Here is a 22,780-nt window from a genome sequence, read left to right as displayed (position 1 = left end):
GTCGTCCCGGGAGCCGCGGCCGGGTCGGGCGCGGCCGCCGGCGCCGTACCGGAGGGGGTTCCCTGCGCGTTTCCGGGTGCGCCGCCCTGCGCGTTCCCGGGTGCGCCGCCCTGCGCGTTCCCGGAAGCGGGCGTCGTACCGCTCGGCGTGGACGCCGCCGGAGTGCCCGGGGACGGCGCCCCCTGGGCGGAGGACGCCGGGGTGCTCGCCGTACCCGGCGTTCCCGAGGGGTTCGGCGCGGCCGGCGTGCTCGGGGACGAGGCGGCCGGGGCGGGACCGGACGGGGCGGGACCGGACGGGGCGGTGCTCGGGGTGGAGGCGGTCGACGGGGTGCCGCCCGTGGCGACGGGGGCCACCGGGGGGACGCCCGCGACCTGTGGGCCCTGCGCCCCGCCCGCCGTCTGGCCGCTCCCGGCCGGGGCGCCGGGCTGGCTCGGGCCGTTGCCGGCGCTCGGACCGTTCCCGGCGGCCGGGCCGCTCCCGGGGTCCGGGGCCGCTGCGGGATCGGGTGCGGGGGCGTTCGCGAGGTTGGTGCCGGGGTTCCCGGGGCCGGGCTGGTTCCCCGGCGTCGCCGCCGGGTCGCCCGGCGGGGCCGGCGGGTCGCCGCCTGCCAGGCGGGCGTCGGCGGCGGCCGCCGCCGCGTAGGCGCTGTCGAGGGTCGCCCGGGGATGGGCGATCGCGAGGGCGACGTCGGGGTTGAACGGGCTGATCGTGTTCGTCCGGCCGGCACCGCCCAGCGCGGCCCCGAGGAGCGACTCCCCGTCCGGCAGCGCCGCAAGCGGGTTCTGCTGGTAGACGAGCGTGTTGGCGATGATGCTTCCGCCCGGCGAGGCGAACATGTTGTTCAGGCCCGTCTGCACCGCGCGGCCGGGGAACCGCCTGACGGCGTTCATGATCCCCGGGTCAGTGCCGCCGAAGTCGTTCAGCCGCCGCAGCACCGGCATGCGGTTGGAGAACCTGTTCAGCAGGGGGGCGGCCTTGAGGCCGATGACCGCGCCGCCGGCCGCGCCGACGCCCGAGGCCATGGTCCGCTGCCAGTCCCAGCTGGTGCGGGTGCCCATCTCCATCTGCTTGTTCTGGGTGTAGGCGTCGATGAAGACCTCTTCGCCGATCTCCTCGACGAGTTCCCGGCCCAGGTGACCGGCGAGGAACGTCCGGACGCCCTGACCGACCGCCCCGCGGGCGGCCAGACCGGTGACCACTCCGCCGGGGGTGCGTCCGGCGACCACGGCCAGTCGCTGGAGGATGCGGCCGATGTTGGACCTGGCCGCCGCGGCGATGGGCCCGATCGCCGAGGTGGTGGCGCCGGCGCTGAAGAAGGCGGCGAGCAGGGCGATGAAGGTCGCGATCAGGGCGATCCAGAACGCGACGTTGATCGAGATCTTGGAGTACTGCACCTCGCGCGCGAAGTTGTCGGTCTGCTGGAAGTAGGCCGCCGCCTGCTGCGTCATCACGGGCACGCCCGAGTTCTCGGAGTACGCCTGGACGAAGCGCCCGGCGAACTCCTTGCTCGCCGGCGCCGTCCACGACTGCAGGATCATGCCGCCGGCCGTGACGCCCGGCTCGACGCAGGAGCCCAGGCCCTCGCACAGCTCACGGTAGGCGGTGGCGAGCTGCCACAGCAGCCTCTCGCTCCCCTCCGGCCAGTTCTGGCCCGAGGAGAGGTAGGAGATCAGGGTGTCGGCCCAGGCCGGAAGGCTCTCGCCCCATGCGGGCGTGACGTCGGGTGCGGCGCCGCCCACGACGTCGGGCGGGGTGGCCCCCCCGGCGGCGCTGGGGTTGATCCCGATTCCACCGGAACCGCCCCCGGTGCGGCCCCCGGCGGAATCCGTGTTGACGGTCACGCCATCTCCCCCGTTGTGATGCTCATCAGGTCATCGGCCGGGCGCCCCGCGCGCCCGGATCCTCCTCGCGCCGGCGGTGCGGCGGGGAGGCTCGGTGCCGGTCACACCTCTTTCATGAGCCTGTTCATGGCGACGCGCTCGCGGTCGTCCGTCGCCCTGGTGGTGCCGACGTTGTCCCGCACCTTCGGCCCGGCCTCGGTGACCGTCTTCACGATGCCGTCGCCGTACTCGAACATCTTCTCCGGACCGCCGTTGTTCGTGTAGGCCGCGTAGAATGCGGTGCCGGCGGTGTCCCGGCCCCAGGGCGCGAGGGCGTTGAGCCCCCGGATCCGCTCCACCTTCTCCGCCCACAGGGTGTGGACCGCCTCCGACATGGTGTCCCACCGGACCAGGCCGAGCGACACGTCCTGGTAGTGGACCCCGACTCCCTGCTCGTAACCGCCCTGCTCACTCACCGGGTCACCTCTTCCCGAGCATCTGGGCCGCCATCTGCTCCAGCACGCTTTCGAGATCGCCTTCCAGATGCGCCTTCATCTGGTCGCCGGGGACCAGCGGTTCGAACAGCTCCACGACCCTGGCGCGGGCCTTCTCCGTGGCCCGGTGGACGGTGTCCGTGATGACGTCGGCGAGCTCCCGGGAGTCCTGCCGCCGGTAGATGCGGGGGTCGAGATCGAGCCTGACCAGGTCGCCGCGCGCGCCGACGGTCGCCGACACCAGCCCGTCCCGCGACTTCTCGGTCACCTGGACGGCCCTCGCCTGCCGGTGGATCTCCGGTCCCTGCTCCTGCAGACGGGTGAAGGTGGCGCGCAGTTCCTCGGCGTAGGCCTGCATGCTCCTCGCCTCGTCCGAGACCGCGAAAGGTTCCACATCGACCTCCCCCTCGAAGCGCGGGACCGGTGGCGGTGGCCGCCGCGACCGCTTCGCCTCCTGTGCTCCCGCCGACGTCTGGACGATTCGCACGTTAAATCTTCGTGAATTATCGATCATCCTGACATCCGCCCCTGTGGTACGGCAAGCACCAAATGCCACTGAAAGCGCTCATACAACGCCATAAACGACGTCATCTCGCGGAAGACCGAGGCGTCGTGGACTCCCGCGGCCCGCTCCGAGGGCGACCGGGGACGGGACGAGGGGCGGGACCGGGACGGGCGGAGGCCGGGCGGACCGGACGGGGACCGGAGCAGCGGGCGGAACGGCGGGACGGGCAGACCGGACGCGGGCCGGAACAGCTGGTCGGAACAGCTGGTCGGAACAGCGAGACGGAACAGCGGGACGGAGCGTGAAGACGCGAGCCGGGGACGCCGTCAGGGTTCCAGGAAGACGACGTTCTCCCGGAGATCGGTCACCTCGTGCCCGGGTACCCAGCGCCGGTGGACACCGCGCTCGATCCGCTCCAGCTCCAGTTCGCGGGCGACCGGCAGCAGTCCCCCGACGTATTCGAGGAGCAGCGTGTCACCATGCCTGTCGCGCACCTGGAACGGCGCGCCGCGCCACTCGCAGACGGTCGTGACGAAGGAGATCGACTCGCACTCCCCGGCCGGCACCGGCCGCACGAAACAGCCCGGCTCGACCTCCTCGAACCCCTCGGCGGGTTCCGTGACGCGCAGCCGTACCCATACGGCGTCCGGGCGCGGGTCGGGGCTGGCGGCGTACTCCGTCCCCCGCCAGCGTGCCCGGTAGGAATGCCACATCACGCCGCCCCTTCCGTGCCGTCCACCGGCGCCCCGCCCGCCGGCGCGACGCCGACCAGCATCCAGCGTCCGAGGTCACCGTCGTAGACCGCGCGCCGGTACTCCACCCCGTCCACGGTCAGCTCCCAGATCTCGGCGCCGTGGGGCAACCCGAGACCGTCCACCCTGTACTCGCGGATGACCTGCTCGGCGTTCGGCACGAGCCCCATGCCCACGAACGGCGGTTCCTCGACGACCCACCCGGCCACCGCGGCCCGCGACGCCTCGTCGACGCCGCCGTAGGGGGTGCGGTACAGGTCGAGCCCGACCGCGCGCCACCGCAGGATGTTCACCGACCCCTGGTCGGTGACCACCCCCTCCTCCCGCGCCTGCCCGAGCGCGTCCGCCAGGACGGCCGGGGTCGCGATGTGCGCGACGTCCCGGGCCCGGTGGCAGTATCCGGAGACCCGGGACTCGCCCCCGGCGACATGGGCGTACAGGTCGGCGGGACGGAGCAGCTTCTGCACCATCGGCGGCCCGGAGCCGGGCTCGGCGAGGCGCTCCTGGACGAGGGACGGCACGGCGAGCCTGGCCACCGTACCGGCCTCCAGGAAGAAGGGCGCCGAAAGACCCGGGTTCACCGCCAGCCCCCATCGGGGGTCGGGCCAGCCCGCGGCCAGTTCGGTCAGTGTGACGACGCGGACGTGTTCGGCGGTCTCCCCAAGGACGGCGCGCATGGCGTCGGCCGAGGTGTAGGCGGCCAGCCAGGTGCGCCCGTCGGCTTCGAAGGTCGGCCAGGCGGCCGGTTCCCTTCCCTCCGCGGCGGCCTGGCTGATCGGCAGGCCGAGTTCGGTCTGCCGTATCAGTCCCAGGCAGACCGCGAGGTCTCCCGCGGCGAACGCCGCCTGGAGTCGCTTCTCGAACGGGCTCTCGGGCCGCCACTCCTGCACGACGACCACCCTAGGACGTCCGCCGCCGCCGGGCGCGGGGCCCGCCCGGCGGATCACCGCCGGAGGACCCGGACCGCGGGGCCGGCCGCGCCGAAGGACCGCCACGCCCGTACGTCCTGCTCACTGACGATGTACAGGATCTTGGATACCGCTGTATTAATAGGGCCTTAACCGCAAAGTATCCGATCGGGAATATAAACGGACGAAACTTTCGTCGCCCGGCATCTTCGTCCCGTTCCCGGTTAGGAGCCGTTACTTGACGGAGCCATCTCCCGGCGGTCCGGCCGCCCCCATGAAGGTCGACCACGACCAGCTGGAGAACGTGGTGGCCCCCGGATTCCGGGTGGCCGGCGAGGACCTCGGCGAGGCGGTCGCCCGTGCCGTGGGCGCCCTGGCGGCCCTCGGGCCCCTGCCCGAGGGCGAGGAGACGGACCAGCGGTTCCTCCGGTGGTTCACCCCGAGGCGCGACCAGATGATCGAGCTCACCCGCGATCTCGCCGGCGCCTATGGCGACATCGGGGAGGGGCTGCTCATGGCGGGACGGAACGTCTGGAACGTCGACTGGGGACTCGCCGAGGACCTGGCGAAGGTTCCCGACTACACGGCCGGCGGCCCGCCGCTGGGACCTCCGCCGGGCACGGCCGCGCCCGGCCCGGTCCCCGGGCCCACGCCCGCGCCCCCGGCGGCTCCGATGGCTCCGTCCTCCGGCGGGGCTCCCGCGTCCGTCCCCGACCCGGCGCCCGGCCCCGCGCCCGAACGGGACGGCCGATGACGCCGCCGCTGTCGCTGTCGCCGGTGTCCGCGCTGTCCCCCACCCGCGGCATGATGCTCCTCCTCGGGACGGGCACCGCCACCCTGGCCGCGCTGAAGATCTACGCCGGGGTGACCGCCCCGGAGATCCCGCCGGAACGGCTGCGGGAGATCGCGCGGATCTTCAACCGGCTCGCCGACGACATCGACGGCGGGGACCCGAGCCGGAACGGCTCGGGCGGGAACGGCTCGGGCGGGGGTGTCTCCGGCCGGGCCGACGCCCTGGCCGAGGCGGTGTGGAACAACCCCCGCAACGGCGGCGAGGCCGTCGAGGCGTTCCAGACCCTCTACCAGGGGGTCGTCCGGGGCTACGCGCCGCAGCTCGCGAGGGACTGCCGCGTCGTGGCCGCCGGCTGCGAGGCGTACGCCCAGCTCGTCGAGACCACCCGGAAGAACCTCGCCGACATCGAGGACCTGCTCCTGCAGATCCTGTGGCTGGTGATGTTCCAGCCGATGACCACGGCCCTGTACGGCTTCGCCGCGGCCCGGATCGCCGCGCTGATCAAGGTGGCCCAGGGCATGAAGTCCGCCTTCGCCCTGAGCGCCGGGAGGATCATGGCGATGGCGTTCCCGAAGTACGCCATGACGACGCTCCTCTACATGGTCCTGGACGGCGCGGCCTACGGTTCCGTCTCGCTGGGCATCACCCGGGGCGTCCAGGCGTCGCACGGCCTGCCGACGGGCTCCGCCGGGGAGAACACCACCGAGCTCGGCAGGATCGCCGCGGCGAACGGCGCCTACGCCCTCGTCTACGACGGGGTCAAGGCGACGGCCCTGCGCGGGGCGGCGCCCACCCGTGTCACCGAGCTGATCGCCCGCCTGTCCGGCTCCGGCCTCGGCTACACCCCCGCCTACAACCTGATGAGCGACGACGGCGAGGAGGTCCTGCCCACGCCCGAGCAGTGGGCGGCCAAGCTGACCGGGCACGGCCTGCGGGCGGCCATCTTCCCTCCCGGCTGGAAGTTCAGGTAGGCGCCGCCGGAGACCCGGCGGGACCTGCCTGCCCCGGCTCGGATTCGACCACGAGAGGACGACCCGTGCGACACCCCGACGACGCGGCCCTGCGCCGGATGGAAGAGGGACTGGGCGAGATCATCGGCGAGGGCGAGGCTGCCGGCGGGCTGGTCCGCGCCGTCACCGGGCCGTCCGGCCGGCTGCTGGACATCGCCTTCGACCCGCGTGCCATGCGCCTGGACAGCCACGAGCTGGCCCGGGAGGTCGGCGCCGCCGTACGGCGGGCCCAGGAGGACGGCGAGCGCAGGGCGCGGGAACTGGTCGACGGCACGCTCGGCCCGGCGGAGCCCGGTGACGCCTCCGGGGAACCCCTCGACCACGCGCGGTTCTGGGACGGGCTCGGGAGGATGCGTCAGGACTTCGAACGGTCGATGGCCGAACAGGAGGCCGAGCTCGCCCGCCGGCTGGGAAACCTGGACCGGCTCTGACCCGGAGGGCTACCCGAGGCGGACCACGGCGTCCACCCCGCCCTCGCCGTCCTCGGTGAGCTCGGCCCCCGCGCCCGCCAGCAGCCGCCGGGCGGCCCCGTTGTCCACGGTGGTGGTGGCGACCAGCCGCCGCGCCCCGGTCTTCGCCGCCTCGGCGAGCAGGAGGCCGACGACCGCGGCGCCGACACCCCGCCCCCGCTGGGAGCGGCCGATCCAGACGCCGGTCTCGACGTCGCCGCCGCCCTGGTGGAGGAGCAGCCGGGCCGCGCCGGCCACCCGGCCGCCGACCGCGATGGCGTAGGTGGCCTCGACCGGGACGGGAGCCAGGGACCGCGACCGGTGGAAGTCCAGGAACGCCTGGCGCCGAGCGGGCGTCCAGCCCTCCGGGCCCTCGACGGGGGGCATCACCTCGTACGGGTCGGCGTCGGCGACCGCGGCGTCCAGCAGCGCCTCCAGCCGTTCCTCGTCCAGCGGCCACAGTTCCACGCGCTCATCGGATTCCATGGCGGGAGTCTTCCCAGGGCCGTCCGAAGCGGTCAACCGAATTCGGCCCCGGCACGCCTGTCCCGTGTCCCACGCCGACCGGCTCGTGCGCGTACCGCACCGTCCCCGGCGTATCCCGCATCGTCCCGGCGCGGACCACGCGGGCCCCGGAGAACCCGGGCAGGCCCCGGGGCGCGGAGCCCCGGGGCATCGCCGCGGAGGCGGACGGGAATCGAACCCGCCGCGCCGAGATGCTCGACGCCACCGGTTTTGAAGACCGGGAGGGCCACCAGACACCTTGACGCCTCCGCGGGCGATGCTACCGGCCTCCGGCTCCACCGACGGCACCCCGGCCTTCGGCTCAGCCGGGAAGGGTCTCGCCGCCGATCGGGGCCAGGACCTCCCCGGTGTAGTACGACGAGAGCCGGTCGGCGGCGAAGAAGACGTACTACGGGGCGATCTCGTCCGGGTGCGCGGCACGCTCCATGGGCACCTGCTGTCCGAACTTCTCGACCTTCTCCTCCGGCATGGTCGCGGGGATTAGCGGCGTCCAGACCGGTCCGGGCGCCACCGCGTTCACCCTGATCCGCCGCTCGACCAGGCTCCGGGTGTGCTCGGCGTCCTCGTGCTCGGAGAGGTAGGCGATCGCGGCGTCGGTCCGCGTCAGAGGTCCGCCCGCGCGCTCCGCAGGGCGTCCTCCGCGCTGTCGCACAGCTCGAAGAACGCGCTCAGGCCGGTGATGCGCAGCATGCGGAGCACGCCCGGAGGGGGCGCGGCCACGATGAGGCGGACCCCGCGGTCCCCGCTGTCGGTGCAGATCGACACCAGCGTCCCCAGCCCCGTGGAGTCGCAGAAGGTCGTCGCGCCGAGGTCCAGGACCAGGCACCCGCCCGCGAGGCCGTCCCACATCGTGGAGACCAGGGTCCGCACGTCCGGGGCGGTGCTCCAGTCCAGGGCGTCGCCCACCCGGACGACGCCGATCCTGCCGTGCGGTTCGAGGTCGGAACTCAAGGTCGTTCCCTCAGGTGGCTGCACCATCGGCTCAAGCTCCCCACGACGAAGTCGCCTTATCGGGCATCTATCACGCACAAGATAAGACAAATCACCGGCACGGACACATCGGCGGCCGTTCCCGGAGCCGCGCAGGGCCCCCTCCCGAGGTCGTACGGCCGTTCCCGGGGCCGTACGGCGGCCGTACGGGGGCTCCGGAGGCCGTACGGCGCCCTCCCGGCCGCGACGGGAAAGATCGTGAGCGGCCGGGGCCACCACGAATCACTCTCCCCCGCGAGTGACCCGGTCGAATCGGGTCAGGTATCCGATGAGGCGAGAAGCGAGGGGGAGACGAGATCATGGCAACCGTCGCAGAGCAGTTCATCGAGGTACTGCGCCAGGCCGGCGTCGAACGGGTCTACGGGGTGGTGGGCGACAGCCTCAACCCCGTGGTGGACGCGATCCGCAGGACGCCCGGCATCGAGTGGGCGCACGTGCGCAACGAGGAGGCCGGGGCGTTCGCCGCCGCGGCCGAGGCGCAGATCACCGGCCGCCTGGCGGTCTGCGCGGGAAGCTGCGGACCGGGCAACACCCACCTGATCCAGGGACTGTACGACGCCCACCGCAGCGGCGCCCCCGTGCTCGCCCTGGCCTCACACATCCCCAGCGCCGAGATCGGCACCGGGTTCTTCCAGGAGACCCATCCCGAGCGCCTGTTCACCGAGTGCAGCGGCTTCTGCGAGATGATCGGTACGGCCGCGCAGATGCCCCGGGTGCTGCGCGTCGCCGTCCAGAAGGCCGTCGGCGACGGCGGCGTGTCGGTCGTCGTCCTTCCCGGCGACGTCGCGGGCGAGCAGGCCCCGAACGAGACCGGGCACCACCGCTTCGTCACCCGGACGGGCACGCTCGCGCCCCCGCCGGAGCAGGTGGAGGAGCTGGCCGCGGCGCTCAACACCGCGCAGAAGGTCATGCTGTTCTGCGGAGCCGGGGTACGGGACGCCCACGCCGAGGTCATGGAGCTGGCCGGGCGCACGCTCGCGCCGGTCGGCCACGCGCTGCGCGGCAAGGAGTGGATCCAGTACGACAACCCCTACGACGTGGGGATGAGCGGGCTGCTCGGCTACGGCGCCTGCTACGAGGCCATGCACGAGGCGGATCTGGTGGTGCTGGTGGGCACGGACTTCCCCTACCCGGACTTCCTGCCCGGCCGCAAGACGGTCCAGATCGACCATGACCCGGCGCACCTGGGCCGCAGGACCCCGATCGAACTCGGCGTCCACGGCGACGTCGGCGCGACGCTCCGGGCGGTGCTGCCCTCCGTCAGGCAGAAGTCCGACCGGCGCTACCTCGACAGGATGCTGAACCGGCACCTGAAGACGCTGGACCAGGTCGTGGACGCCTACACCCGCAACATCGAGCGCCACGTGCCGATCCACCCCGAGTACGTGGCGGACGTCCTGGACGAGCTGGCCGACGACGACGCGATCTTCACGGTGGACACCGGCATGTGCAACGTCTGGGCCGCCCGCTACCTCACGCCCAACGGCCGTCGCCGCGTCATCGGCTCCTTCTGGCACGGGAGCATGGCCAACGCCCTCCCGCACGCCATCGGCGCGGCGTTCGCCGCCCCCGGACGGCAGGTCGTCTCGCTCTCGGGCGACGGGGGCCTGAGCATGCTGCTCGGCGAACTGCTGACCGTCCGGATGCACGACCTGCCGGTGAAGGTCGTGCTCTTCAACAACTCCTCGCTCGGGATGGTCAAGCTGGAGATGCTGGTGGACGGCTTCCCCGACTTCGGCACCGACTCCGCGCCGGTGGACTACGCGGCCGTCGCCGCCGCGATGGGCATCCCCTCGGCGACGGTGGAGAAGCCCGCCGAGATCCAGAAGGCGCTGGCCACGGCGCTCGCGACGCCGGGACCGTACCTGCTGAACGTCCTCACCGACCCCGACGCGCTGTCCATCCCCCCGCGCGTCACCCAGGAGCAGGTGAAGGGGTTCGCGCTGGCCGCGGGCAAGGTGGTGCTCAACGGCGGGGTCGGCCGCATGATCAATCTGGCCAGGGCCAACCTGCGGAACATCCCGCGCCCCTGACCTCACCCGCCGGCTCCGGACCGCGGGGCGGTGGGGTGGCGGTTCGGCGGGGCCGTGGGGTGGCGGCCGGGCGGTCGGCGGTCGGCGGTCGGTGCGGAACCGCCGGTGCGGAACTGTCGGCGGTCCCGGCCATGATGACCGCCATGGATGAGTGGCGCGAGACCCGCCGGACACTGCGTGAGTTCGCCCTCGGCCTGCCCGAGGCGTACGAGGACCACCCATGGGGCGACACCGTCGTCAAGGTCAACAAGAAGATCTTCGCGTTCCTCGGCGCGGAGGATCCGGGCGAGAGCCGGCGGCCCGCCGTCTGGCTGAAGCTGCCGGAGTCACACGGCCACGCCCTCAGCGTGGCGGGCGCCGAGCCCTCGCGGTACGGCCTCGGCCGGGCGCACTGGGTGACGATCCCGCTGGACGGCGGCGCGCCACCGGAGACCGAGGTGCTGCTCGACTGGGTCGAGGAGAGCTACCGCGCCGTCGCCCCCAAGAGGCTCGTGGCCGCGCTCGACGCCCCCGGCCCGTAGCCGTGCCCGGCCCCCGGCCGGTGACCGCGCCCGACGTTCCCGGCCGGTCGCAGCCGGCCGGGATGTTGCGCGCGGCGGAGGACGACCATGGAAATCCGGTCGATACGCCACCCGGCGGACCGGATCCCCACTCTGTCGGCGTGCCTCCGCACAACGGCATAAGGCGACTGTAAGTATCTTTCCTGTAACGCTGAGCGATCTGCGCGAGCAGGAACCACTGTTCCGGCCGGCGGGTCAGTCGCGGCCGCAGTGCCGCGTTCCAGAAGGAACGGTATCTCCATGGTCACGCCCAACTCCGAAGACGCCACGGGACGGCCCGCCCGGCCGAAGGGACAGCGCCCGGTGAAGGGTATGGCGGCGCTGGGGGTGGCCGGGTCGCTCGTCGCGGCGGTCGCCGCGATCGCCCAGCCCTCCTCCGGCGCGTCCCCGGTCTCCGCCGCCTATCCGCGGCCCGCCGTTTCGCCCGGCCCCTGGGCGTCCGGGCAGGCCCCGCACCGGGGGGCCAGGGCGGACGACTCCGGCACGGCGCGCGGGCTCAGGAACGACCGGCGGCCGGAGCGCGGCCCCGCCCGCGGAGACGACACCCGCGGGAACGGTGCCCGTGAGAACGGTGCCCGTGAGAACGGTGCCCGGGGGAACGGCGCCCGGGGGAACGACACCCGAGGAGAGAGCGCCCGAGGAGGCGACGCCCGCCGACACGAGACCCGCGGGAACGACCGTGGAAACGGCGACCGCAGCGACCTCCGTGGAAACGGTGCACTCGGAAACGGCACCCGTGGAAACGGTGCTCACGGAAACGGTGCTCACGGAGACGACGCCCGCGGGGGCGACGCCCGCGGGGGTGACGCCCGCGGGGGCGGCAGGCGTGGGAACGGCGGATCCGCCGCCCTCGGCCCGATGAACAAGCCGGTCAGTCCCACCAAGCGGTTCGTCGCACCCGGCAGGCGCGGCGGCTTCATCAAGCTGGGCTTCGCCCGCCCCGCCGCGCTCCGGCAGCCGACGCCCACGCCGACCGCGACGGCCACGGCCACGCCCGCCCCCTCGGTCTCCGAGACCGCGGAGGCCACTCCCAGCGCGAGCGCCACCGCCACCTCCTTCGCCCTGTCGAGGTCCGTGGTGAGCCCGAACCCCCGGCGGACCCCGAGGCCCCGCCTGCGCCGGGGCTGGGACGACATCTGCCGGCCCCGCTTCCTCTTCAGGATCGACAACTTCCACCCGAGGAACTTCTTCCTGGCCCGGACCCACTTCATCGACGGACCGGGCGGCTCGGTGACCGCGACGGTGACCCGGCAGCACCGGGTGTACTACGAGGTCGAGTTCGAGCGGGAGAAGATCGAGCACAAGCGCAGGGAACTGGAGTTCACCAGGGGCCCGCGGATCGACCGGGACGAGATCCTCCGCCTGCTGCGCAACAACCTCAACCCGCTGATCGCCGAGGAGTACATCGTCGAGGCCGGGCACGAGTACACCCACGAGATCTCCGACGACATGTACGGCCACCTGTGGTATCGCGTCTTCGGCTACCGGGTCGGGTTCTCGGCCTGGTACCGCACCAGCACCTGCGGCTTCCACAAGGTCGTCGCGGGCATCGCCAACGTGCCCGCCAGGGTGGAGGGCTGGAAGTACTGGGAGACCACGCGACCGATCTTCCACGGGCACGTGCTGTGGGACTGCCACACGAAGGGCTGCCGGCGCGGGATCGACCCCTGATCAGGTGACGGCCGGCCGCCGTCGGTAACGCTCGTCGCGCCACGGCTCCCGGCCGAGCACCTCGGCCAGGGCCGTGGCCGCGTCGTGGACGTCGGCGAAGCCGATGCGGAGCGGGGCGAAGCCGAAGCGCAGCAGGTCGGGGGCGCGGAAATCGCCGTGGACGCCGCGGTCGATCAGCGCCCGCATCACGGGACAGCCCTCCGGGCGCCCGAAGCCGACCTGGCTGCCGCGCCGCTCCGGGTCGCGGGGCGAGGCGAGCTCCAGGCCGTACGGCGCGCACAGCTCCTCGACCGGGTCGATGAAGAGCGACGTCAGCGCCACGCTCTCGGCGCGGGCCCGCGCCCCGGCCGCTCCGCCGTGCGTTCCGGCCGCGGAGCCGTGCCGCGCATCGGCCGCCCTCGTCCGGGCGTCCCCGGTGTCCCCGGCGGCGCGGCGGTCATCTCCGCCGTGGGTCGGGCGCTCCAGCGGGCATACGGTTCTCTGGCCGCTGCGTCAGGACGCCTCTGTCCCAGGACGCTTCTGTCCCAGGAAACCTCTGTGGCAGGGCGCCTCTGTGGCGGGGCCGCCGCATCGGGGAGGCCGTGCCGGGATGCCGCCGTATCAGGACGACAAGCAGGAGGACCCATGAAGACCCGCACCGAGACGGTCGCCGTCGCCGACGGCTCGTTCGACATGCACCTGTGGCTGCCGGAGGGGGGTTCGGGCCCGGTCGTCCTGTTGATCCAGGAGATCTACGGTGTCGGGCCGTACATCCGGAAGGTCGCCGAGGACCTGGCGGCGCTCGGGTACGTCGTCGGCGCGCCGGACCTGTTCTGGCGGCTGCGGCCCGGCTGGGTGTCCGGTCACGACGAGGCCGGAACGGCGGCGTCGCTCGAACTGGCCTCCGGGTTCGACCTGCCGCAGGGCGTGGCCGACTCGGCGATCGCGCTGGCGCACCTTCGGGCGCTGCCGGAGGCGCGGGGCCGGGCGGGGGTGGTCGGGTTCTGTCTGGGCGGCTCGATCGCCTATCTCCTGGCGGCGACCGCCGAGGTGGACGCGGTGGCGTCGTTCTACGGCTCGGCCGTACCGGACGCCACCGGCATGATGGAGAAGATCACCGCCCCGCTGCTGTTCGTGTTCGGCGGCTCCGACCCCTACATCCCGCGCGACCAGGTCGCCAGGGTGGAGCAGGCCGCCGCCGCTCGGCCGAACGTGGAGATGCACGTCGCGGAGGAGGCCGGACACGCCTTCCACAACCACGAGGCCCCGCAGTTCTACGACCCCGCGGCCGCACCGGTCGCCTGGGAGCGGGCCGTGGAGTTCCTCCGGCGCCACCTGGGATGACCGCGGCACCCGGATCGGGCACCGTGCGCGAGACGACCGCGGCGCCCGGATCGGGCGCGGTGGAGCGGGGAGGGTCCGTACGGCCTCGGGTCCCGTCCGGCGTCTCCTGATCAGGGCGCGGGTCGCGGAAGGGGACCTGGCCGGAGGGTCACCTTTCCCTATCCGGCCCCTCTCCGGGGGACCGCCCGCCCGGGGCCGCACCCGGCATCATTGCTCCCATGCGGCAGGCATGGGAGCAATGGGGAAATATCATCGTCGCGGCGCTTTTGGCGATTCCACCGGCCCTCGTCGCCGCCCGCCTCCTGGCCCTCCGCCGCGCCCGGGCCGGACGCCCCCATCCGGTCCGCACGGCCCTGGCCGACGTCGCCATGGTCGCCGGGACCGCCCCCTGGGCGTGGATGATCCTCACCCCCACGGGCGGCGAGGGAGGCGTCAGCCTCATCCCGTTCCGGGACCTCGCGGCCGTGCTCCACGGACCGCCGCAGACCGCGTTCGTGCAGGTCGGAGGGAACCTTCTGGTCTTCGCCACGCTCGGCGCCCTGCTTCCGGCGCGGTCGGCGCGGTTCTCCTCCCTCGCCGCGGTCGCGGCCGTGGCCGCCGCCTCCTCACTCACCGTCGAACTCCTCCAGTACGGCCTGCGCCTCGGCCGGGTGACCTCCGTCGACGACGTGCTGGTGAACACGGCGGGTGCCGTACTGGCGGCGGCGATCACCCGCCGGTGGTGGGCCTCCCGAATAGCGGGCGGAACCGTTCCTCGGTAACGGCCCGGTGAAACGCGCGGAGATCGCCACACGGGCACGTTCCTCTCAAAAGAAGCACGCGACCAACCTCTGTATCTGTGCGATCGTGGACAAGACGGGGCAAGTTCTCTGGAGACGCCAAACCCGGTTGGTGACAGAGGGTGATCAAACGTGCAGCAATCCCCGGTACCTCCCGAGCCCCCGATCTACCGGCGTATCGCCGACGAGCTTCGCGAAGCGATCTTGTCCGGCGAACTCCGAGACGGGGACCGGCTTCCGGGCGAGAACGCCCTCATGGGGCGGCACGGCATAGCCCGTGCGACCGCCAGACAGGCATTGTCCGTGCTCATCAACGAAGGACTCGCCGTGCCCAGACGCGGCTCGGGGGTGTACGTCCGGCAGTTCCGGCCGATCAGACGGCACGGTTCCCGCCGGCTCTCCCACGAACAATGGGGACGGGGACGGGCCATCTGGGAATCCGACGCCAGAGGCCGTCCCTACACCGTGGACGACATGAACATCGAACGGGAGACCGCGGAGGAGGCCGTGGCCCACGTGCTCGGCGGCGCGGACGTGTGGGTCCGGCGACGACGCTACTCGGTGGACGGCAGGCCGGTGCAGCTGTCGGTCTCCCACTTCCCCGCCGATCTGGTGGACGGCACCGCGATCACGCGGGAGGACACGGGACAGGGCGGCGTGTACGCGCGCCTCCGCGACCTCGGCCACGCCCCGGCGCACTTCAGCGAGGAGGTACGGGCCCGGATGCCCCACCCCCACGAGACCGTCCTGCTCGACCTGCCGGCCGGCACCCCGATCATCGTGATCTTCCGGACCGCCTACACGACGGACGGAAGACCCGTGGAGGTCAACGAGATGATCCTCGACGCCGCCTCCTATGTACTCCAGTACGACTTCGACGCATAGATCAAGCCGTTCTGTCAACCGATAGGTTGACCTGTCCCTCACGATCATTGATTTCTCTAGAGAGGTGCCGCACCGTCGGAGGTGGAGCGTCACACAGTCGGGACCGGGCGCGGGGAAGGTGCGGGGATGTCATTCGACCGGCATCTAGCGGAAATCGCCCGGGAGTTTCCCGACTGGACGATCTGGCGGAGTGACGCGGGGCGGTGGTGGGCCACCCGCCACCACCCGCTGACGTCCGCGCAACGCGAGGCCGGCTGCGCGATGACGATCGACGCCGACGAGCCCGAGGGACTACGCGAACAACTACTCGACCAACAGGAACGTTCCGGCGGAACGGGTCACTGAGAGAGCCGCCCGGTGCCGGGGCCAGCGATTTCCGCGGTCCCGGTACCGGGCCCCCAATCGCGGAAGCCCCCGGGCCCTATCGGGGGCGGGGGCTTCCGCCCTGACGGCTCCGCGCCGACCGATCCGCCCGGACCGATCCGCGGTCCGGGCGCGGCCGGATCGCGTGCGATCGATCCTCACGAACAGGCAGACCGTACCGGGCCCGAGCCCGGCGCCGGGTCAGAGCCGGGCGATCGGCGCGGCCGGGGTACGGTGACCGTCGGCACGGCCGCCGTCCACGCCGTCCACGCCGTCCACGCCGCCCGCGTCGTCCATGCTGTCCGCGCTGTCCGAACCGTCCGCACGATCCGAAGCGTCCACACGGTCCGGACGGTCTGCGCGGTCTGCGCGGCCCGAACCGAACCCGTCACCCGCGCCGGCCCGGCCCCCGACGTCCCGGGCGTCCCCGGTCGCCTCGTTCTCCTCGTCGTCCTCGGCCACGATCACACGGACGGCTTCGACGTCCGCCTCGATGCCCGCGTCCCCGTCGGCACCGGTCTCCGCATCCGGGCCGGCGATGTCCACGACCTCGTCACCGGAGCCGAGCTCGGAGCCGGAGCCGGAGCCGGAGCCGAGCTCGTGGCCGGGACCGGGACCGAGCTCGGGGCCGGGACCGGAGCCGGAGTCACGGTCGGAGCCACGGCCGGAACCGGGCCCGGAGTCACGGCCGGCCCCGGCGTCAGGACCGGAGCCGGGCCCGGCTCCGTGGTGGGGCTCGGCCCCCGGCGCCGCGACGGGCGCCCCGGGGAGCGCCTGCGTCTCCTGGTCCGCCGGGACCGGGATCGGGGCGGGCCGCACGGGCGCGGGCGGCAGGACGGCGTCCTCGTCGATCAGGGACCCGGCCGCGCCCTCCCGGTGGAGCAGGTCGCCCAGGACGGCGCCCATCTCGGTGAGACGGCGCACCACCTCCCGGTGGGTGTCGGTGAGGTAGGTCACCCGGCGGCCGGTCGTCTCGTCCAGGACCGCGGCCCGCTGCTGGGCCGCGGTGAGCGTCGAGTGCGCCTCGGCGTTGGCGGAGGACACGGCCGCCTCGGCCTGGGCCCTGGCGTGCCCCAGGGTGGACTCCGCCTCGGCGCGGGCGCCCTCGACCATCCGCTCGGCCTCGTTCCGCGCCGCGGTGAGCATCCGTTCGGCCTCGGCGTGCGCGCCGCGCAGGGCCTCCTCGGCCTCGGCGCGGGCCGTGCCGATGGTCTCGTCGGCCTCCTGCCCCGCCTGGGTGAGCCTTTTCTCGGCCGTGGCGGTGGCGTCGGCGACCCTGCGCTCGGCCTCCTGCTGCGCCGCCGTCAGGATCGCCTCCGCGCGTTCCCGCGCCGAGCCCACCAGCCGCTCCGCCTCCGTCGCGGCGTCGTCACGCAGCTTGTTCGCCTCGGCGATGGCCGTCTCGCGCTTGGCGGCCGCCTCCTCCTCGCCCAGCTTCAGGATCTGGCTGAGCCGCTGGCCGAGCTCGTCGTAGTCCTGGGGGGCGTCGGAGATCCTGCGCCGGGCGTCGGCCAGCTCGATCCGGCTCCGTTCTACCTGCTCGGCCGCCCGGGCGAGTCGCTCCTCGAGGTCGCGGATCTGCGCCCGGGTGCGGTTCATGTACTCGTGAACCTGGCGACGGCTGTAACCGCGCATCGCGACCTCGAACAGGTTCTCCTGCATCAGATCGGGAAAGCTGTCGTGCTCGTTTGTCATGCTGCTACCCGTGGAGGTTGGTGGCGGAAAGGAGACGTCGGTAGACGACTTTCCTGCTTACCGGCCAAGTCCGCAACCGGAACGCCTCACCTGCTTGCGGAAATATCGGACAACTTCACGGCGCGTAACATCGGACGCGTGACTACCGACCCGTACATCGCCTCCCTCGACGGCGACGCGGCCCCCAGCATCCATCCGGACGCCTACGTCGCCCCGGGCGCGGTGGTCGTCGGCCGCGTACGGCTCGGCCGCGCGGCGAGCGTCTGGTACGGCTCGGTCCTCCGCGGCGACGACGAGCTGATCGAGGTCGGCGAGGAGTGCAACGTCCAGGACCTGTGCTGCCTGCACGCCGACCCCGGCGAGCCCACGGTGCTCGAACCGCGGGTCAGCCTGGGCCACAAGGCCATGGTGCACGGCGCCCACGTGGAGACCGGGGCGCTGGTCGGCATCGGGGCCATCGTGCTCGGCGGGGCCAGGATCGGCGCGGGCTCCCTGGTCGCGGCGGGGGCGCTGGTGGGCCCCGGCAAGAAGATCCCGGCGGGGGTGCTCGTCGCGGGCGTCCCCGGGAGGATCGTCCGCGAGCTCACCGACGACGACCGCGCGTCCTTCGCCCGCACCCCGGACAACTACGCGGCCAAGGCGGCCCGGCACCGCGCCGCCGTCCCGGTCCCGCCCGGCCGGCTCCCCTGACCACCACCCCGCGCCGCCGTCCCGCCGGAGACACCGGCCCGTGGGAGGCGCGGCGCCGTACCGCGTTCCCGGCGTCCGGCGTTCCCACGGCGTCCACGGCGTCCACGGCGCTCACGGCCGGGAACGGCCGCCCCGGGGCCCGGGACGGCTGGGGAGGCCGCGGGTAACATGGCCGCCGTGTCGCGCTGGGACTGTTTCGACGCCATCGAGGGCGACGTGCGCGCCATGGTGGCCGATCCGCGGTGGGCGGCGCTCCCGGACGCCGCGCGGGCCCAGGCCATCGCGTCGCGCGTCCTGACCGCCCCGGACGGCGGGCGCTGGCTGTTCGGCGCGCAGGCCCGGTGGCACCGCCACGACCCGGCCGGAGGCCGCTGGCACCCGGCCGCGCCGCCGATCGACCCGGAGTTCCGCGCCGCGTCGCGGGTCTCCCACGACACGTCGGTGATCCCGCGGCACGTGGTCCCGCACGGCCCGGACGTCACCGCCGGCCGCGGCTCCGTCCAGGGGTTCGTCGGTCCCGACGTTCCTCCCCGGATCACCGGCCGGGTGCGCGAGCTGCTGACCGCCCAGCGCGGCAGGCGCCGCGAGGACTTCCCCCTCACCGGCCCGTTCACCGAGGTCTTCGCCGAGGAGGTGGCCAGCCCGGTGGCCGCCGTCTGGGGCACGCTCATGTGGTGCGCCTACGCCCCCGCCTTCGACGGCAACGAGGTGCTGCTGTCGATGTTCGGCGAGTTCCTGGCCCGGCCGCTGCCCGGCGACGAGTGGGTCCGGTGGCTGTCCCCCTTCTCCCTGGAGGACCTGGCCGCCCTGTACGGCGAGCGGGTCAGGGCCGGCCATCCGGAGGCCGGGCGCCGCCTGGTGGCGCTCATGGCGGACACCGCAGAGGTGATCCGCGCCGACCCCCGTTTCCGGCCTCGGGCGGACGCCCTGCTGGCCATGGTGGCGCCGGTGCTCCGCCGTACGGGCGTGGATCCCTCCGCCGCCCAGACCGGCGACCACGCCGTACGGCGGGCGTGGCTGGAGCGCTGCCCGCCCCACGTGACGCTGCCGGAGACCTCGCCGGGCGAGCACCTCCAGCACGTGCTCTACGACCTGGTCGTGGCGCTCGGGTTCGTCGCCGCCAAGGGGGCCGACCCCCGGGCCGTCGCGGCCTCTCTGCTCGCCGCCGACCTGTCCGAGACCGCTCCCGAGGCGGCCGGGGAGCTGTATCCGTGGCTGGAGCCGGAGCTGCGCCACATGCTGCGGGTGGCGCTGGACGACCCGTCGCACCCGCTGCGGAAGTGCTGGCCCCGCGCCGGGGAGCTGCCCGCGGCCCTGCACCCGCCGGACCGGGCGGGGGCCGCGGCGCTGCTGGGCACCGCCTACGCCGCCGGGCTCGCGTGGTGCCGCCTCACCGGGACCCCGGTTCCCGGACGGGGGTTCGTGACGGCTTCGGCGGTCGTGCACCGGCTGATCCACGAGCGCGACGATCCCGACCCGGACGACCCCGACGGCCAGAACGACCAGGACGGCCCGGCGGGCTCTACGGGACCGGAGGCCCCGAGGAGCCCGGGAGCCCCGAACGTCCCTGGAAACCCGTTCCGTCACTTCTGACAAAGATCCACTCGGTTAAACCACGAATGGAGTTATTCCTCGCTTACTCCGCTTATAGCGTTCTCAGACGACCGGTACCGCCGATTGGCTGAATTGTGATCTCGCAGCCGGGAAATGACCCCTCCGAGGGTGTGGTGGGGACGCCAGGAATGGTCCCGATGGGCCATGGGAACGCGGGGACCCTCCGCCGTAACCTCGAAGTGGGTGTGGGCTGCGGAAGGAAGGACGACGCGGTGGGGCACGACGACCTGGACTCTAGGGTCCACGACCGTGTCGCGTTGGACGAGATCGCGCTCTATGCCGAGGTGCTTACCGCCGTCGCCATCAGCGAACGGCCGCTTACCTTGGCGGAGCTCGACAACGCGCTCGGATTGAGCGCTTCGGCGATCTGCTGAAGCCGTTGGGTTTACCAACCGTCCGGAAGACCGGAAAGCGTCCCGGGCTCCCTCGGAGGGGTCCGGGACGCCCTCGCCCGGATGACCGTCCGGGCCGCCGGGTGACTAGTCACGACCGGACGAGACGGGCGATCGCCGCCGATGCCTCCTTGACCTTCTCCTCCGCCTCGGGCCCTCCGCCGTTGATGGCGTCGGCGACGCAGTGACGGATGTGGTCCTCCAGCAGGCCGAGCGCCACCGCCTGGAGCGCCCGGGTGGCCGCAGAGACCTGCGTCAGGATGTCGATGCAGTAGGAGTCTTCCTCGACCATCCGCTGCAGGCCCCGGATCTGCCCCTCGATCCGCCGCAGGCGGGTCAGGTAGGCCTGCTTGTCTCCGCTGTACCCATGCATGTCCCAACGGTACCCGCGTCAGGCGGGGCGGGCGGCGTCCGCGATCAGTTTCTCCCAGCGCTCGGCCACCGAGGAGGCCCGGTGCGGGGCGGCCGCGGCCAGCGCGCCGGCCGCGAGCTCCCTGCGCCGCCGCTCGTCGTCGATGAGGGCGAGCAGCGCGGACGCGTACGCCCGGACCTCGCTCTCCCCGGCGGATCCGGCGGGCTCACGGTCCCCGTTCTCCCCGGCGGGTCCGGCGCCGTCCTGGTCCCCGTCCGGTCCCGGGGGGACCAGCACACCGCTGCGGCCGTCGGTCACGAACTCCCCCGCCCCGCCGGGGCCGTCGAACCCGACCACCGGCACCCCGCTGGCCAGGGCCTCGATCACGGTCATCCCGAGCCCTTCGGTCCTGGCGGTCGTCGCCACGATCGACGCCTTGGCGAACTCTCCGGCGAGGTCGGGGGTGGTGCCCATGAAGTACACGTGGTTGTGCAGGCCCAGTTCGGCGGCCAGGGCGCGCAGCCGCCGGTCCTCCGGGCCCCCGCCGTACAGGCGCAGCCGCCAGTCGGGGCGTTTGTCGGCGACGGTGGCGAACGCGCGGATCAGCAGGTCGTAGGACTTCGCCGGCACCCAGCGCCCGCCCGCCACGACGAGGCGGTTGTCCATCCGCGAGCGCGGCCAGGGGCCGCCGGGAAGCGCGTCCGGGATCACGGTGACCGTGGCCGTCCCCCCGGCCACGTCCTCCCACTCGGCGCGGCCGGCCTCGGTGGCGACGACGACCGCGTCCAGCCGGGGGTAGAACCGCCTGATCGACGCGACGGCCGGCGGGCGGCCCCACTCGCGGGCGATCCGTACGGCGTCGCGGGGCGCGTGCCTGGCCGCCTGGACGCTCAGGCCCGGCCTGGTGCTGATCAGCACGTCGGTCTTGAGGGAGCGCAGCCGCCGCCACAGGGCGACGTCGGTGCGGACCTGTCCCGACGGGAGCAGGTGCCGCACGCCGGGCCGGTCGTCGACCACCCACGACAGCCTCACCCCGGCCCGCACCGGGAAGAACGGCCGCTCCCGATGACGGCGGACGCTGAGGATCTCCACCTCATGCCGCGAGGAGAGCGCCTCCGCGAGGTTGACGACCGATCGGGCGTCGCCGCGCATGCCGTAGACGGAGGGGACAAGCAGGCAGATCCTCACCCGCCGACCTCGATCCTGAGCTCGTCGTCCAGCGTGTAGCGGGGCCGGATCGGCACCCCGTCGATCCGCGCGGCCGGGTAGTGCAGGCGGCGGCGCTTGCCGTCCACGTCGTCCAGCCAGGATCCCAGGCGGAGCGGCTCGGCCAGGTCGTCCACCTCCAGCGAGGGCTCCCAGGTGCCGGGGTGCTCGGGCGCGGCGGCGAGCACGTCGCACAGGGACAGCGCGGCGTGGAAGCGCACCCCCTGGACCGTCGCGCCGACCGTCAGCGCGGCGTCGGGCCGGTTGCGGCGCAGCGCGAGCCGCGCCTCGTGCCGTGACTCGTCGTCGTCGAGCCCGGTGAAGGCCAGTACCCCGGTGACCTCGAAGCGCCCCTCCCGGAACCACACCGCCCGCACCTCGGCCGCGGGCGCGGCCCGCTCCACCCGCAGCGCCAGGAACCCGGTGCGGGTGCGGTAGGAACGGTAGGCGAGGGTACGGCGGCCCAGCGCGTAGGTCTCCAGGCGGTCGAGGGAGAAACCCGGGTCGACGCTGTGGATCCGGTCGCGCGTCTCGCCGCGTTCGAGGTAGGTGTCCCAGCGGCCGGGATCCAGCGTCAGCGGGGCGAGGGAGACCGCCAGCGTCGCGTCCCGCGTCTCCTCACCGAAGGGCCCCAGCGCCACCCGGCGCTCGGTCCCGGTGGCCCGGTGACGCAGGACCAGGTCGGCGTGGCCGGTGAGCGGAGCGTCGGCGGCCACGCGTAACGAGAGGACGTCGGCCAGCGTGACCTCGGCGTCGGTGACGATGACGCGCATCACTAGCCCCCTCCCGTCGAATGAGCTGTGCGACGTTGAGGTTACCGTGATTTACCCGTTATGTGGAGAAAGAGTTTAGGACCTGATGTCCTTTTCTCACCACCTTGACCGGTTGTCAGTGCGACCGGCAAACACGGACCGTGGTCACGCCGCTCTCAGACGGTGAGGGCCGGAACCCCGCCGGAGCGGGGTCCC

The 22,780-nt window shown here is 73.2% G+C and carries 23 protein-coding genes, 1 tRNA gene and 2 pseudogenes; 12 read left to right on the top strand and 14 right to left on the bottom strand.

What is annotated here, in order from left to right:
• From AB0D67_RS13640 to AB0D67_RS13620, 5 genes and pseudogenes are all read right to left on the bottom strand, one after another.
• Positions 1 to 1,844 (bottom strand): annotated as a pseudogene (locus AB0D67_RS13640) (hypothetical protein); the annotation flags it as partial.
• Between the two features lie 101 nt (positions 1,845 to 1,945).
• Positions 1,946 to 2,299: a hypothetical protein gene (locus tag AB0D67_RS13635; RefSeq protein ID WP_362933658.1), complete on the bottom strand. Its 354-nt coding sequence runs from the start codon at positions 2,297 to 2,299 to the stop codon at positions 1,946 to 1,948.
• A 4-nt stretch (positions 2,300 to 2,303) separates the two neighbouring features.
• On the bottom strand, positions 2,304 to 2,711 hold the full coding sequence (locus AB0D67_RS13630) for a YbaB/EbfC family nucleoid-associated protein (protein WP_362933655.1): 408 nt from the start codon (positions 2,709 to 2,711) through the stop codon (positions 2,304 to 2,306).
• Positions 2,712 to 3,148: 437 nt separating this feature from the next.
• Positions 3,149 to 3,535 (bottom strand): hypothetical protein, encoded by a 387-nt coding sequence (locus AB0D67_RS13625; RefSeq protein ID WP_362933652.1) that lies wholly within the window; start codon positions 3,533 to 3,535, stop codon positions 3,149 to 3,151.
• A complete protein-coding gene (locus AB0D67_RS13620) occupies positions 3,535 to 4,464 on the bottom strand; it encodes an SseB family protein (RefSeq protein WP_362933649.1) in 930 nt (309 codons plus the stop codon). Before AB0D67_RS13620 ends, AB0D67_RS13625 begins: the two co-directional genes overlap by 1 nt.
• A gap of 256 nt (positions 4,465 to 4,720) precedes the next feature.
• Between AB0D67_RS13620 and AB0D67_RS13615 the strand changes: the two genes are divergently transcribed.
• The 3 genes from AB0D67_RS13615 (at position 4,721) to AB0D67_RS13605 (ending at position 6,716) form a co-directional block, all read left to right on the top strand.
• Positions 4,721 to 5,236, top strand: coding sequence for a hypothetical protein (locus AB0D67_RS13615; RefSeq protein WP_362933646.1), 516 nt, complete (start codon positions 4,721 to 4,723; stop codon positions 5,234 to 5,236).
• The gene (locus tag AB0D67_RS13610; protein ID WP_362933643.1) at positions 5,233 to 6,246 is read left to right on the top strand and encodes a hypothetical protein; all 1,014 of its coding nucleotides are present in this window, start codon (positions 5,233 to 5,235) and stop codon (positions 6,244 to 6,246) included. Before AB0D67_RS13615 ends, AB0D67_RS13610 begins: the two co-directional genes overlap by 4 nt.
• Before the next feature lie 65 nt (positions 6,247 to 6,311).
• Complete coding sequence (locus AB0D67_RS13605) at positions 6,312 to 6,716, top strand: YbaB/EbfC family nucleoid-associated protein (RefSeq protein ID WP_362933640.1); 405 nt, start codon at positions 6,312 to 6,314, stop codon at positions 6,714 to 6,716.
• Positions 6,717 to 6,725: 9 nt separating this feature from the next.
• On the opposite strand, the gene AB0D67_RS13600 is transcribed toward AB0D67_RS13605, so the two are convergent.
• The 4 genes and pseudogenes from AB0D67_RS13600 to AB0D67_RS13585 form a co-directional block, all read right to left on the bottom strand.
• Positions 6,726 to 7,220: a GNAT family N-acetyltransferase gene (locus AB0D67_RS13600; protein ID WP_362933637.1), complete on the bottom strand. Its 495-nt coding sequence runs from the start codon at positions 7,218 to 7,220 to the stop codon at positions 6,726 to 6,728.
• A 194-nt stretch (positions 7,221 to 7,414) separates the two neighbouring features.
• Positions 7,415 to 7,508: transfer RNA gene (locus AB0D67_RS13595), tRNA-Sec, on the bottom strand.
• A gap of 52 nt (positions 7,509 to 7,560) precedes the next feature.
• Positions 7,561 to 7,806, bottom strand: a pseudogene (locus tag AB0D67_RS13590) (SDR family oxidoreductase); the annotation flags it as partial.
• A gap of 56 nt (positions 7,807 to 7,862) precedes the next feature.
• A complete protein-coding gene (locus AB0D67_RS13585; RefSeq protein ID WP_362933634.1) occupies positions 7,863 to 8,210 on the bottom strand; it encodes an STAS domain-containing protein in 348 nt (115 codons plus the stop codon).
• A 338-nt stretch (positions 8,211 to 8,548) separates the two neighbouring features.
• Between AB0D67_RS13585 and AB0D67_RS13580 the strand changes: the two genes are divergently transcribed.
• The 3 genes from AB0D67_RS13580 (at position 8,549) to AB0D67_RS13570 (ending at position 12,513) form a co-directional block, all read left to right on the top strand.
• Positions 8,549 to 10,282, top strand: coding sequence for a pyruvate dehydrogenase (locus AB0D67_RS13580; RefSeq protein ID WP_362933631.1), 1,734 nt, complete (start codon positions 8,549 to 8,551; stop codon positions 10,280 to 10,282).
• A 143-nt stretch (positions 10,283 to 10,425) separates the two neighbouring features.
• Positions 10,426 to 10,803, top strand: coding sequence for an MmcQ/YjbR family DNA-binding protein (locus AB0D67_RS13575; protein ID WP_362933628.1), 378 nt, complete (start codon positions 10,426 to 10,428; stop codon positions 10,801 to 10,803).
• 897 nt (positions 10,804 to 11,700) lie between these two features.
• Entirely contained in the window at positions 11,701 to 12,513 is an 813-nt protein-coding gene (locus AB0D67_RS13570) for a hypothetical protein (protein WP_362933625.1), read from the top strand.
• On the opposite strand, the gene AB0D67_RS13565 is transcribed toward AB0D67_RS13570, so the two are convergent.
• Positions 12,514 to 12,834 carry a hypothetical protein gene (locus AB0D67_RS13565; RefSeq protein ID WP_362933622.1) on the bottom strand — a complete coding sequence of 107 codons (321 nt, stop codon included), beginning with the start codon at positions 12,832 to 12,834 and terminating at the stop codon, positions 12,514 to 12,516.
• 303 nt (positions 12,835 to 13,137) lie between these two features.
• Between AB0D67_RS13565 and AB0D67_RS13560 the strand changes: the two genes are divergently transcribed.
• The 4 genes from AB0D67_RS13560 (at position 13,138) to AB0D67_RS13545 (ending at position 15,845) form a co-directional block, all read left to right on the top strand.
• Positions 13,138 to 13,836 carry a dienelactone hydrolase family protein gene (locus AB0D67_RS13560; protein WP_362933619.1) on the top strand — a complete coding sequence of 233 codons (699 nt, stop codon included), beginning with the start codon at positions 13,138 to 13,140 and terminating at the stop codon, positions 13,834 to 13,836.
• A 218-nt stretch (positions 13,837 to 14,054) separates the two neighbouring features.
• Complete coding sequence (locus AB0D67_RS13555) at positions 14,055 to 14,597, top strand: VanZ family protein (RefSeq protein ID WP_362933616.1); 543 nt, start codon at positions 14,055 to 14,057, stop codon at positions 14,595 to 14,597.
• A gap of 150 nt (positions 14,598 to 14,747) precedes the next feature.
• Entirely contained in the window at positions 14,748 to 15,500 is a 753-nt protein-coding gene (locus AB0D67_RS13550) for a GntR family transcriptional regulator (RefSeq protein WP_362933613.1), read from the top strand.
• 126 nt (positions 15,501 to 15,626) lie between these two features.
• Positions 15,627 to 15,845, top strand: coding sequence for a hypothetical protein (locus tag AB0D67_RS13545; protein WP_362933610.1), 219 nt, complete (start codon positions 15,627 to 15,629; stop codon positions 15,843 to 15,845).
• Between the two features lie 219 nt (positions 15,846 to 16,064).
• On the opposite strand, the gene AB0D67_RS13540 is transcribed toward AB0D67_RS13545, so the two are convergent.
• A complete protein-coding gene (locus AB0D67_RS13540; RefSeq protein ID WP_362933607.1) occupies positions 16,065 to 17,558 on the bottom strand; it encodes a hypothetical protein in 1,494 nt (497 codons plus the stop codon).
• 138 nt (positions 17,559 to 17,696) lie between these two features.
• Between AB0D67_RS13540 and AB0D67_RS13535 the strand changes: the two genes are divergently transcribed.
• Positions 17,697 to 18,248, top strand: coding sequence for a gamma carbonic anhydrase family protein (locus AB0D67_RS13535; RefSeq protein WP_362933604.1), 552 nt, complete (start codon positions 17,697 to 17,699; stop codon positions 18,246 to 18,248).
• 168 nt (positions 18,249 to 18,416) lie between these two features.
• On the top strand, positions 18,417 to 19,841 hold the full coding sequence (locus AB0D67_RS13530) for a hypothetical protein (RefSeq protein WP_362933601.1): 1,425 nt from the start codon (positions 18,417 to 18,419) through the stop codon (positions 19,839 to 19,841).
• 504 nt (positions 19,842 to 20,345) lie between these two features.
• Here the strand turns inward: AB0D67_RS13530 and AB0D67_RS13525 are convergent.
• From AB0D67_RS13525 to AB0D67_RS13515, 3 genes are read right to left on the bottom strand one after another with little or no spacing between them, the layout of a single operon-like run.
• Positions 20,346 to 20,627, bottom strand: coding sequence for a metal-sensitive transcriptional regulator (locus tag AB0D67_RS13525; protein WP_362933598.1), 282 nt, complete (start codon positions 20,625 to 20,627; stop codon positions 20,346 to 20,348).
• 18 nt (positions 20,628 to 20,645) lie between these two features.
• Positions 20,646 to 21,794, bottom strand: coding sequence for a glycosyltransferase (locus AB0D67_RS13520; RefSeq protein WP_362933595.1), 1,149 nt, complete (start codon positions 21,792 to 21,794; stop codon positions 20,646 to 20,648).
• Positions 21,791 to 22,585 (bottom strand): hypothetical protein, encoded by a 795-nt coding sequence (locus AB0D67_RS13515; protein WP_362933592.1) that lies wholly within the window; start codon positions 22,583 to 22,585, stop codon positions 21,791 to 21,793. The genes AB0D67_RS13520 and AB0D67_RS13515 overlap by 4 nt, the downstream gene beginning before the upstream one ends.
• Positions 22,586 to 22,780 lie beyond the last annotated feature (195 nt).

The organism is Streptosporangium sp. NPDC048047, assembly GCF_040653115.1.
GTDB lineage: Bacteria > Actinomycetota > Actinomycetes > Streptosporangiales > Streptosporangiaceae > Streptosporangium.
Note: the sequence above shows the minus strand (reverse complement) of the source record. Positions and strands in the feature narration are given on the sequence as shown.